This is a genomic window from Ornithinimicrobium murale, assembly GCF_003352835.1.
Lineage (GTDB): Bacteria > Actinomycetota > Actinomycetes > Actinomycetales > Dermatophilaceae > Ornithinicoccus > Ornithinicoccus muralis.
The window spans coordinates 119,774-131,055 of the sequence record NZ_QLVD01000026.1 but is presented as its reverse complement, the minus strand read 5'-3'; the positions used below and the strand labels follow the sequence as shown (position 1 = coordinate 131,055).

At 70.1% G+C, this 11,282-nt stretch carries 11 protein-coding genes; 7 read left to right on the top strand and 4 right to left on the bottom strand.

All coding sequences use genetic code 11. The features are described 5' to 3' along the window. Positions 1 to 175 precede the first annotated feature (175 nt). Together DPQ65_RS13010 and DPQ65_RS13005 are read right to left on the bottom strand one after the other, a co-directional pair. Positions 176 to 949 (bottom strand): helical backbone metal receptor, encoded by a 774-nt coding sequence (locus DPQ65_RS13010; protein WP_114907777.1) that lies wholly within the window; start codon positions 947 to 949, stop codon positions 176 to 178. A gap of 27 nt (positions 950 to 976) precedes the next feature. Beyond that, positions 977 to 1,213, bottom strand: coding sequence for a hypothetical protein (locus tag DPQ65_RS13005; protein ID WP_114907776.1), 237 nt, complete (start codon positions 1,211 to 1,213; stop codon positions 977 to 979). A 142-nt stretch (positions 1,214 to 1,355) separates the two neighbouring features. On the opposite strand from DPQ65_RS13005, the gene DPQ65_RS13000 reads away from it, so the two are divergent. Beyond that, positions 1,356 to 2,129, top strand: a complete 774-nt coding sequence (locus DPQ65_RS13000; protein ID WP_114907775.1) for an SIR2 family NAD-dependent protein deacylase — start codon at positions 1,356 to 1,358, stop codon at positions 2,127 to 2,129. Between the two features lie 98 nt (positions 2,130 to 2,227). Further along, complete coding sequence (locus DPQ65_RS12995; RefSeq protein ID WP_162802213.1) at positions 2,228 to 3,829, top strand: FAD/NAD(P)-binding protein; 1,602 nt, start codon at positions 2,228 to 2,230, stop codon at positions 3,827 to 3,829. Positions 3,830 to 3,879: 50 nt separating this feature from the next. Here DPQ65_RS12995 and DPQ65_RS12990 read toward each other — a convergent pair whose 3' ends face one another. Both DPQ65_RS12990 and DPQ65_RS12985 read right to left on the bottom strand, forming a co-directional pair. Then, complete coding sequence (locus DPQ65_RS12990; protein ID WP_114907773.1) at positions 3,880 to 4,581, bottom strand: maleylpyruvate isomerase family mycothiol-dependent enzyme; 702 nt, start codon at positions 4,579 to 4,581, stop codon at positions 3,880 to 3,882. Next, positions 4,578 to 5,318 (bottom strand): FadR/GntR family transcriptional regulator, encoded by a 741-nt coding sequence (locus DPQ65_RS12985; protein ID WP_114907772.1) that lies wholly within the window; start codon positions 5,316 to 5,318, stop codon positions 4,578 to 4,580. Before DPQ65_RS12985 ends, DPQ65_RS12990 begins: the two co-directional genes overlap by 4 nt. A gap of 71 nt (positions 5,319 to 5,389) precedes the next feature. Here DPQ65_RS12985 and DPQ65_RS12980 point away from each other — a divergent pair, with 71 nt between their 5' ends. From DPQ65_RS12980 to DPQ65_RS12960, 5 genes are all read left to right on the top strand, one after another. Continuing rightward, positions 5,390 to 6,604 carry a CaiB/BaiF CoA transferase family protein gene (locus tag DPQ65_RS12980; RefSeq protein WP_114907771.1) on the top strand — a complete coding sequence of 405 codons (1,215 nt, stop codon included), beginning with the start codon at positions 5,390 to 5,392 and terminating at the stop codon, positions 6,602 to 6,604. Then, entirely contained in the window at positions 6,605 to 8,095 is a 1,491-nt protein-coding gene (locus DPQ65_RS12975; RefSeq protein WP_114907770.1) for a carboxyl transferase domain-containing protein, read from the top strand. A 67-nt stretch (positions 8,096 to 8,162) separates the two neighbouring features. Continuing rightward, positions 8,163 to 9,257, top strand: a complete 1,095-nt coding sequence (gene dctP, locus DPQ65_RS12970; protein WP_114907769.1) for a TRAP transporter substrate-binding protein DctP — start codon at positions 8,163 to 8,165, stop codon at positions 9,255 to 9,257. Next, positions 9,254 to 9,916, top strand: a complete 663-nt coding sequence (locus tag DPQ65_RS12965; RefSeq protein WP_114907768.1) for a TRAP transporter small permease subunit — start codon at positions 9,254 to 9,256, stop codon at positions 9,914 to 9,916. Before dctP ends, DPQ65_RS12965 begins: the two co-directional genes overlap by 4 nt. Next, positions 9,913 to 11,259 (top strand): TRAP transporter large permease, encoded by a 1,347-nt coding sequence (locus DPQ65_RS12960; RefSeq protein ID WP_114907767.1) that lies wholly within the window; start codon positions 9,913 to 9,915, stop codon positions 11,257 to 11,259. Before DPQ65_RS12965 ends, DPQ65_RS12960 begins: the two co-directional genes overlap by 4 nt. Positions 11,260 to 11,282 lie beyond the last annotated feature (23 nt).

Below are 11,282 nucleotides of genomic sequence, written 5' to 3'. Positions count from 1 at the left end.
GGATGGCGTTCGGCTTCAAGTCCCCCCAGGCCCTCATCGCCATGGCCATGCTCAGCCTCGGCGGTCACCCGCCCGAGCTCCCAGGCCGTAAATGACCCACAGGTACGTCAGGAGAGCCTAATTTTGGGGAGGTTCGGACCGGCCCGTGCGCAATTTTGGGGAGGTTCGGACCGGGCTACCGGCCCCGGCACATGCCGTCAAGCACCTGCCGTGCCTCCAGCAAGGACGGGCCGTACCACGTCAGCAACCGGCCGCTCACCAGCTGAGTTGGTGTGCGCGAGAAGGCCTCTGGTCCGTCGTCGGACGTAAAGACATAGGGCTCGTCGGGCAGCAGCACCGCATCCGCACCGGAGGCGTCCAGGTCCGTCAGCTCGACGTGTGGATAGCGTTCATCGTGCGCGCCATAGACGTTGCGCAGGCCCGCCCGCGCCAGGAGATCGGTGGTGAAGTTCCGGGAGCCCACCACCATCCACGGGTCCCGCCAGATCGGCACGACCACCTCCGCCCGCGCCGCCGGCACGGCGGGTGCTGCCCACACGGCCTCCACCTCCGCCAGCCAGGCCGGGGCGCCCCAGTCGAGCACGTCCACGAAGAGCCGTCGCAGGGCGCGCAGGGCGTCGGGCACCGACTCGATCACCGCCACCCAGACCGGCACACCGGCCTCCCGCAGGCGACGCACATCCAGCGCCCGGTTCTCCTCCTGGACCACGATGACCAGCTCGGGGGCGAGGTCGATGATCGCGCGGCGGTCCGGGTTCTTGGTCCCACGCACCCTGGTGACCTCGAGGTCGACGGGATGGGTGCACCAGTCGGTGGCGCCGACCAGGGCCTGTGGCCGGGTCGCGGCGATCGCCTCCGTCAGCGACGGGACGAGCGAGACCACCCGGGCGAGGGGCCCGTCGGGCAGGGGAACCCGGTGACCCAGGTCATCGGCGAGCGTGCGCGGCATACGGGCACGCTAGCGGGCTGAACTCGACTAACCGTCGGTGGCGGACTCGTCATCCGCCCCCTCGGCCGGGTCGCGGCGGTTCACCCCGGCCTCCGGTGGTGCCTTCTCCTGCAGCATGTCCGGGTCCGTGTCGGGGTCCTGACGTGGGTCGTAGGGCTGCCCGGAGGCCACGTCCTGGTCGGCGGAGGGGATGTAGCGGTCCTCGTCGCGACCGGACGGTCCGTCGTCCGGATCCTGCTCTGGGTCGTGGGTCCTGTTGCTCATCCCTCCACCGTGGCACTCTCCCGGACGGGTTGCCTGCTGACCGGTGGGGTGGCCCCGGCACCGCGCCCGTGGGTCGGCTGCTCACCGGCCCGTATGCCGAGGGGCGAGCTGTCCTGCCCGCCGCCCGTGATAGGACGGAGCTGTGCCTGAGACTGTCCCCCTGCCCGACGAGGTCATCGCTGCGGTGCGTGGTGCCCGTCGCGTGCTGGTGCTCACCGGGGCCGGGATGAGTGCTGAGTCGGGGATCGCGACGTTCCGGGACGCGCAGACCGGGCTCTGGGAGACCTTCGACCCGAGCCAGCTCGCGACGCACGAGGCCTGGGTGGACGACGCGGCCTTCGTGTGGGCCTGGTATGCCTGGCGGATCCGCCTGCTGGGTGACGCCGAGCCCAATGCCGGCCACCGGGCACTTGCCGATCTCGCCGCCCATCGCGAGGTGAGCGTCGTGACCCAGAACATCGATGACCTGCACGAGCGTGCCGGATCCCGGGTCACGGCCCACCTGCACGGATCATTGCTGGAGCTGCGCTGCGCGGACTGCCACGAACCGTATGCCGATCAGCCGGCCCTCCCCGACGCTCCCGTGGAGCGTCTCTCACCGGAGTCCTGTCCGGCCTGCGGAGGCGAGGTCCGCCCCGGCGTCGTCTGGTTCGGGGAGATGCTGCCCCAGGAAGCGGTGCAGGCCACCGAGGACGCGATCGAGGCTCTCGAGCCCGGCGACGTGTGCCTCGTCGTGGGCACCTCCGGGATCGTCTATCCGGCCGCGGGCTATCCGGCGATGGCGCTGGCTCAGGGCGCGACCGTGATCGAGGTCAACCCCGACGAGAGCGGCGTCAGCGACATGTGCCACCACGTCGTGCGCGGGACCGCCGCGCACGTGCTGCCGGCGCTCGTCGCAGCAGTGGCGCAGAGCTGAGCGCGCACGGTCGTGCACAAGCGGTCACCGGTGACCGCAGGCGCACGACCGAGCTGCAGGATGCGCCCCGCGGAATCGCGTCCACCTATGCTGGCGCGGTGCCGAGTGATGCGAGCCTGACCGTGCCACGGATCGCCATCGTCGGCAGTGGCCCCCGGGCCGTGTGGGCCCTCGAGCGGCTGCTGGAGCACCTGCCGTCGGGGGCGGACCGGGTGCTTCCGTGCATCGAGGTCTTCGGCCCGGGCCCCCTGGGAGCCGGCCCCAACTATCACCCGGACCAACCCGCGTTCCTGCGGCTGAACCTGCCGGTCGACCGGGTCGATGCCTGGTCGCTGGCCGGCCACCGCCACCCCTCGATGGTGGACTGGCAAGGTGCGCCGCCCGAGGCCGGGGAGCTCGCCGTCTATCCCTCCCGAGCCCGCACCGGGCGCTATCTCATCGACCAGACGGCCACCGTCCTGGACGAGCTGGCAACAGCCGGGACCTCAGTGCTGCACCACTGCCGGTGGGCCCGCCGGATTCGTGCGGGCCATGATGCCCAGCGCGCTCGGGAGGCTCGTGCGGGGCGGTGGTGGGTGGATGACCAGGGCCCCTACGACCAGGTCCTCCTCGCCACAGGGCACCCGGTCGACTGGTCAGGTGCGCTACGGCATACCTGGTCTGCTGGTCTGCCACCCCTGCACCCGACGGTCTTCCCGGTCCAGGAGCTGCTGGCCCGGGAGGAGCTGCTGCCCGGGGCGACCGTCCTGGTGCGGGGAGCCGGGCTGACCGGCATCGACGCCGCCCTGGCGCTCACGACCGGACGCGGGCAGACCGTGTCCGAGTGCGACCTGCGCGTCATCCTGGTCTCCCGCAGTGGACGGATGATGGTGCCCAAGTCACCGGCTGACCTGGTGCGCGCCACGCACGCCCAGGCGGGTGACACCGCGCCGTTCGTCCATCGGGCGGTGGGCCTGGTGAGGCACGGGCGGGGCGCTGAGCTGCCAGAGGTGCTGCTGGACCTGGCGGTGCACCTGCTGGTGGGCGCGGCGGGGATCGAGCCGGTCGGGGCACGCAGACAGGTAGAGCAGGTGGTGGGGGACTTCCTCGCGGACGCTGAGCCGCCGGAGCCGGTGGTGCAGCTCCGCTCGGCCGTCGCGGTGGCCCGCGGTGAGGCACCACCGGACGGGACGTGGGCGCTGGGTCAGGCCTGGCGCGTGCTCCAGGGCGACCTGGCCCGCAGCCAGCAGGACCTGGACCCGGACGGTCCACCGCTGGGTTGGGCGGAGTATGCCGTGTGGGGACCGGAACTGGAGCGGTTGGGGTATGGCCCCTCCCTGATGCACGCGGTGTTCCTGGTGGCCGCGATGGAGGCGGGTGTCGTGCAGGTGCGCAGGGGTGACACGACTCAGCTGGCGCGGGAGCTGCGCCCCGACCTGGTCGTCGACGCCGTGCTGCCGCCGCCCGGCGTGCGCGACCTGCCCGAGGGCCACGTGCTGCAGCACCTCGTGGACGATGGCGTGCTCGTCCCGGCCCGCGGGCACCGGGGCGCCCGGGTCGGCCGCGGCGCCGAGGTGCTCGATGCCACAGGGGCGCCGGTGGCCGGGCTCTCCCTCATCGGTCGGGCCGCCGAGGGGGCGGTGCTGGCCACCGACACGCTGCTGCGGGACATGCACCCCGCCGTGGACCTGTGGGCCACGCGGGTGCTCGAGCTGCCCTGACCCGGTCGTTGCCTCTCACCGCGACACAGCTCGCCCGACGGGGCGTCCCGCTATCCCCACTCCGGCGGGTCGGGTAGCTCGACGTCGGCCCGCAGGCCGCTCGCGTCGCCCCGAGCCAACCAGAGCAGAAGCGCCCCGGGTGTGCCGGAGACGGGCGGTCCTCCACCTCCGAGCTCGATGGGGTCAAGACCCTCCGGCTCCAGCGTCAGCGCAGGCGGGCTCTGGCGACTCCAGGACTTCGCCGCACGGAGCAGGCTGCGTCGGACCAGGCCGGCGTCCGCGTCCTCGAAGGAATAGCCGACCTGCAGGTCGACATGGTGGAAGGCCACTTCGAGGGCGCGCATCGCGATGACCTGAGAGGCGGTGACCTCGTTGCCGGTGCGGGTGCGGACCAGCGTCTCCCCTGGCGCACCGTCCAGGGCACCAGCGGCCACCCGGAACCGGTGAGCCGTCGCCTCGAGATCACCGATGATCTCCTCGAGCGGGCGGGCGGACCCCTGCTCGATCTCCGCCCGGCGAGCCTCCTCGGACGGATAGGCCGGACGCTCCTGCCCGTCGATGGCCCAGTTGACCAGGTTCAGGAGGGCGTCCGCGTTGCGCGCGAGGTGGGTCAGCAGGGCCGCGGTGTCCCATCCGGTGCACAGGGTCGATGACGTCAGGTCCCGCGGCGAGAGTCCCCTGGCGCTCTCCAGGAGGCGGTCGGTCTCGGTGTCGAGCAGGCTGAGGTTCTCGGCGGTGCGGGTGGGGCTCATGGATCCTCCGTGGTGGCGGACTCGGGGTCGCGTGGGCGGAGCAGGGCCACGTCGGAGACGACCGCAATGTGCTCGGCCATCGCGCTCGCCGCCGCGGCCGGGTCCTGGCGGCGGATCGCCTCGGCGACCTCGCGGTGCTTGGCCAGTGACGTCCGGGGACGATCGGGTTGGGAGAGTGACTCGATCCGGGTCTCCAGGATGAGCTCCTCGATCTCTTGCATCAGACGGGCCAGCACACTGGAGTGTCCCGCGCGGGTGACCGCCTCGTGGAAGGCGCGGTCGCCGTCCAGTCCCCGGTCACCGGCTGCCACCTGCTCCTCCATCTGGGCCAGCGCGGCGTCGATCGCCGTCAGGTCGCTGGCCGTGCGGCGGTCCGCCGCGAGCGCCGCGAGCTTGGCCTCCAGGGCCGAGCGGGCGTCGATGATGTCCGGGAGCGCGTCCTGGTGTGCCCGGACGGCCCGGACCAGGGCGTCATCAGGAGAGGGGGCCCGGAGCACCGTCACGCCGTCGCCGTGGCGCACCTGCACCAGGCCGACCACCTCGAGGGCCACGAGCGCCTGGGCCAGGGACGCGCGACTGACGCCCAACGACTGCGCGAGCTCGCGCTCCGGGGGCAGCTGCGCGCCGGGTTGGAGGCCCTGCTCGCGGATGTGCTCCTGCAGTTGCTCCACGATCCGCTCGTACAGCCGCGGTCTGGTGACGCGGCCGGGTCCGCGTCCCGTGGGATCAGAAGTCATGCACTTACCGTAGTTGACAAGAGGCCCAGTGGCATGTTGGCTAGGCCACTAAGCCACGACGAGAGTGACCGATGCCACAACGCAGTGATGACGCAGAAGAGACCGTGACCCGGGCGAGTGGGCCGCTGACCGGGACCACGGTCCTGGACCTGACCCGCGCGCTGGCGGGCCCGCACGCCGCCATGATGTTCGGCGATCTGGGTGCCCGGGTGATCAAGGTGGAGGCGCCGGGAGGTGACGAGACGCGCGGCTGGGGTCCGCCCTTCGTCGAAGGCTCGGACGGGGTGGATGTCGCGACCTATTTCCTCTCGTGCAACCGCAACAAGGAGTCGCTCGCCCTGGACCTGAAGTCCGAGGACGGCCAGCAGATCCTGACCGAGCTCATCCGGCGCAGCGATGTCCTCATGGAGAACTTCCGCCCCGGCGTCCTGGACCGTCTCGGCTTCCCGACCGACCGGTTGCACGAGCTGAACCCGCGCCTCGTCATCCTCTCCATCTCCGGCTTCGGCCATGACGGTCCCGAGGGAGGGCGGCCCGGGTATGATCAGATCGCCCAGGGCGAGGCCGGTCTCATGTCGGTCACCGGGTCCGGGCCGGACGACCCCCAGCGCGTCGGCGTGCCCATCGGCGACCTGCTCTCTGGCATGTACGGCGCCTACGGCGTGCTCGCCGCCCTGTTGGAGCGCGAGCGGACGGGGCGCGGGCAGGTGGTCCGCACTTCGCTGCTGGCCTCGCTGGTGGGGGTCCACGCCTTCCAGGGCACCCGGTGGACGGTCGCCGGTGAGGTCCCTCAGGCGCAGGGGAACCACCACCCCTCGATCGCCCCCTACGGTCTCTTCCGCTGTGCTGACGGCGCCATCCAGATCGCGTGCGGCAACGACACGATGTGGCGCCGGCTCTGCACCCAGCTCGGACTCGATCCGGAGGCCCCGGGCATGGCGACCAACGGCGAGCGCGTCGCCCACCGCGGCGAGCTCATCGAACTCCTCGAGCAGGCACTGGCACCGTTCACCGGGGCGGAGCTGCTGGACCGCTTCCAAGAGGCCGGGGTGCCGGCCGGCAAGGTGCGCAACCTCCAGGAGGTCTACGACTGGGAGCAGACCCGGTCGCAGGGCCTGGTGGTCGACGTGGAGCACCCGACGCTGGGCACGACCCAGCTCCCCGGGCCACCGCTGCGCTTCTTTGCCGCTGACGGCGAGGAAGTGACCCCGACCCGGCATGCCAGCCCCCCGTTGCTCGACGAGCACGGCACCTCCCTACGTGCCTGGCTCAAGGAGGAGGGCTGAGTGTCTCGCATCCCTGCACAGCAGGTGCTGGATGCCGTCCTTGACCCGGGCACGTTCCGCTCGTGGGACACCCCGCCGATCGATCCGCAACTCGGCCCTGAGTATGCCGCTCAGCTGGCCCGGGCGCGGCAGCGCAGCGGAGTGGACGAGGCAGTTATGACCGGGGAGGGGCTCATCGCTGGTCGACGCGTCGCCGTCGCTGCCGGCGAGTTCGCCTTCCTGGCCGGTTCGTTCGGTGCGGCGGCGAGTGAGCGTCTCATCGCGGCGGTCGAGCGGGCGACGGCCGAGGGCCTGCCCTTCCTGGCCTCCCCGTCCTCCGGCGGCACCCGCATGCAGGAGGGCACGCCGGCGTTCCTCCAGATGGTGTCGATCGGCCAGTCCGTCATGGCGCACCGCCGAGCCGGCCTGCCCTACCTGGTCTACCTGCGGGACCCCACGACCGGGGGAGTCCTCGCGTCGTGGGGATCCCTGGGCCACGTCACGGTCGCCCAGCCAGGTGCTCTCATCGGGTTCCTCGGTCCGCGCGTGCGGGAGGTCATTCTGGGTGAGCCCTTCGCGGAGGGCGTGCAGGTCGCCGAGAACCTGGCTCGGCGTGGTGTGATCGACGGGGTCGTGCCCCTGGACGAGCTTCGTGACGTCGCGACCCTCGTCCTCGACGTGCTGCTGACGCCGTCTCGCACCGAGCACCTCGACATCGGGCGAGCCGTCGTGGAGGCGAGGCCGGACCGTGGCGCGTGGGACTCGGTCACCGCGACACGGCGGCGGGATCGGCCTGGGCTCCGGGACCTGCTCCGGCTGACCGCCCAGGGCTTCATTCCGTTGCGCGGCACCGGATCCGGAGAGTCTGATCTCACGGTGATCTTCGGGCTCGCCCGCTTCTTGGGCTTCTCCTGCGTGTTGATCGGCCAGGACCGTCTGGCGCAGCAGGATGACTACCTGGGGCCGGCGGCCCTGCGGGTGGCCCAGCGCGGGTTCCAGCTGGCCGAGGAGCTCGGGCTGCCGATCGTGACCGTCATCGACACCCCTGGTGCCGATCTGTCCGCCGAGGGGGAGAACGGCGGCATGGCGGGGGAGATCGCCCGGACCCTGGGTGCCCTGGCGACAGCCGATGTCCCGGTCGTGTCCGTCATCCTCGGCGAGGGCACTGGCGGAGGGGCGCTCGCCCTGATGCCGGCCGACCGCACGGTGTGCGCCGAGCATGCCTGGATCGCCCCACTGCCGCCGGAGGGTGCCAGCGCCATCGTCCACCGCACCGACGACTATGCGGCGGACATGGCAGAGGGCCATCACATCCGGGCCGTCGACCTGCTCGCGATGGGTGCGGTGGATCAGGTGGTTCCGGAGTGTCCGGATGCCGCTGACGAGCCGGAAGCGTTCTGTCACCGCATCGTCCGGGCGACCGGCAACCACATCATCGACCTTCTCGGAGTGGCCCCTGATGAACGGCTTGACGCCCGGCGCCGACGCTATCGAAACCTGACCCGCCCCTGATCCCTGACCTATCCCGACGTGCCCCCACAGTCGGTTCACTGAAGATCCGCACAGCAAGGAGAACACGATGTCCGCATTGCGATTCCGGACCCTCACCGGGTTGTCTCTGGCACTCGCCCTGAGCGTGAGTGCCTGTGGCGCACCTGGCTCAGGCAACGCAGAAGGAGATGACGCAGCAGAAAGCGGCGGGCAGGAGGCGGCCACCGAGTGTGAGTCCGTCTCCCTGCGGTTGTCGCACCAGTGGCCCGAGCCCACCGGCGACGACGGTGACTTCCGCTCGGTCATCGCCCAGCGCTTCGCTGACGAGGTCGACGAGGCCACGAACGGGGAGGTCTCGTTCGTGGTCTACCCGAACAGCACCCTGTCCAAGGCGACCGAGCAGTACGACGCCATGATCAACGGCTCCATCGACGCCTCCGTCTTCCCGTTGGACTACGCCTCCGGGCGGGTCCCCGAGTGGTCCATCACCCTGATGCCCGGGCTCGTCAAGAGCCACGACGAGGTGCAGGCCTGGGACGAGGCCGAGATCGGTGACGCGGTCGAGGAGAGCATGCGGGACAACGGGTTGGTGCTGCTGACCAACGTCTGGAACGCCGGTGGCATCGGCGTCAAGGGTGACCCGATCCTGCGGCCGGAGGACATGGAGGGTGGCACCACCATGCGCGCGGCCGGGACCTACGTGGAGCACATGCTGGAGGCGGCCGGTGCCGGCATCACGTCGCTGCCCAGCTCGGAGATCTATACCGCGATGCAGACCGGTGTCCTCGACGCTGCGGTCACCTCCACGGGCTCCTTCGCCTCGTACAACCTGCAGGAGCAGGTCACCTCCTACACCTCGCCCACGACGCACACCTTCTGGTTCATGTACGAGCCGCTGGTCGTCACCGAGTCCGCCTTCGAGGGGCTGTGCGCCGAGCAGCAGGAAGCCATCCTCGAGGTGGGCGAGGGGCTGCAGGAGTTCTCCTACGAGGCCTCCCGGGCGGATGACGGCCGGGTGGAGAAGATCTTCCAGGACGCCGGGCTCGAGGTGGTCCAGATGAGCGATGAGGACTACGCCTCCTGGATGCCCCTGGCAGAGGAGCAGTGGGAGGCCTATGCCTCCGAGGTCGACGGTGGCCAGGAACTGCTCGACCTCGCACTGAAGCTGCCTGACGGTCGATGAGCACCTCCGCCACGCTGCCTGAGCAGGCCCGTCGCCCACCGGCGATCACGCGGTGGGTGGGCTACCTGTCGGAGGCAGCCGGGTACCTCTCGGCAGTGGCCCTGGTGGTCGCTACGTTCGTCACCGCCCACGGCGTCTTCGTGCGCTACTTCCTCAAGGCCCCCACGGTCTGGCAGACCGAGACCACCATCTATCTGTTGATGATCGTGGCCTTTGTCGGTGCGGCCTACGGGCTCAAGCACCACGCGCACGTCGGGGTCGACCTCCTCATCGACACGGTGCCCCAGCGTCCGCAGCTGGTCACCCGGATCATCACGGCGCTGGCGGCCCTGGCGGTCGTGCTCATCGTGATGTGGACGGCCTACCAGGGGTGGTACGAGGCCTACCTGTACGACCACCGGTCGGCGACCGCCTTCCGGTTCCCGCTGTGGATCGCCTATGCCATCCTGCCGCTCGGCATGCTCCTGGTGGCGCTGCAGTACCTCGGCATGATCGTTGAGGGCGTCATGGCTCTGGCGGGTCGGCTGCCGATCTCCCAGGTCTCGCTCATGTCTGGCACGAGCGAGTTGGCACGGGCACAGGCAGAGCTCGCGACCGAGGCCGATGCGGAGACTGCTACGCCGCCGGCCGGAGCACCGGATGAGAGGGGCCCGCAATGAGCTCGCTGACCCAGGGCGCCATCATCGGTCTGATCGCCATGGCGCTGTTCATGACCGGTATGCCGATCGCCTTCGCCCTGGCGATCACGGCGATCCTCTCGATCGTGTTCTTCCTCGGGCCGGACCAGTTCGACCTGTTCGGGAAGATGGTCTTCGACTCGTTGCACGACTTCGGCCTCCTGGCCATCCCGCTGTTCGTGCTGATGGGCAACCTCTTCGGAGGGTCGAAGGCCAGTCAGCAGCTGTTCGAGGCGGGTGAGGCCTGGCTCTCCCGGATTCGAGGGGGACTGGCGATGAGTTCTGTCGCCGCGTCGACGGTCTTCGCGGCACTCACCGGCTCCAGCCCCGCCACGTCTGCCGCCATCGGGCGGGTCGCCGTCCCCGAGATGGAGAAGCGCGGCTACTCGGCACGCATCGCAACCGGTGCCGTCGCGGCAGGCGGCACGCTGGGCATCCTGGTCCCGCCGAGCGTCACCCTGATCCTCTACGGCATCGCGGCGGAGCAGTCGATCGGTCAGTTGTTCGCAGCAGGCGTGGTCCCGGGGATCATCATCGCGATCCTGTTCTGTGTCTGGGTCTACATCGCGCAGACCCTCGAGGACCGGGCCGGTCGCAAGAAGTCAGCCCTGGAGACGGGGGCGGGAGTGGCCGCGACGGTCGCACGGCGACGTTACACCTGGGCAGACCGGTTCAAGAGTCTTGCCAAGGTCCTTCCCTTCGCCCTGCTCATCGTCATGGTGCTCGTGGTGTTGTACCGCGGCATCGCGACACCGAGCGAGGCGGCCGCCATCGGGGTGCTCCTGGTGCTTCTCCTGGTCGGTGTCATCTATCGAGGGCTCACCGGCAAGCAGCTGGTGAGCGTGCTCCTGGAGTCGACCAACCAGAGCACGATGATCCTGCTGATCACCGCGTTCTCGGCCGTGATCGCCACGGTGCTGAGCTATCTGCGGGTGCCGCAGGATCTCGCGACGATGGTGGGCGAGGCCAACCTGAACAAATGGGTCGTCCTGCTGCTGATCAACCTGATCCTGCTGGTGATGGGCTTCTTCCTGCCCCCGGTGTCCATCATCGTGATGACCACGCCGATCCTGCTTCCCCTGATCCTGAGCCTGGGATTCGACCCGATCTGGTTCGGCATCGTGATGACGATCAACATGGAGATGGGGCTCATCACACCCCCGGTGGGCCTGAACCTCTATGTCCTGAAGGGGATCGTGCCGCACGTTCCCCTCAAGGAGATCCTGATCGGATCCGCGCCGTATGTGGGGGTGCTGGGTCTGGCCATCGTGCTGTTCTCGGTCTTCCCCGACATCATCCTGTTCCTGCCCCGCATGTTGTATTAGCGCGGCCACCCGAAGCCGGCCCC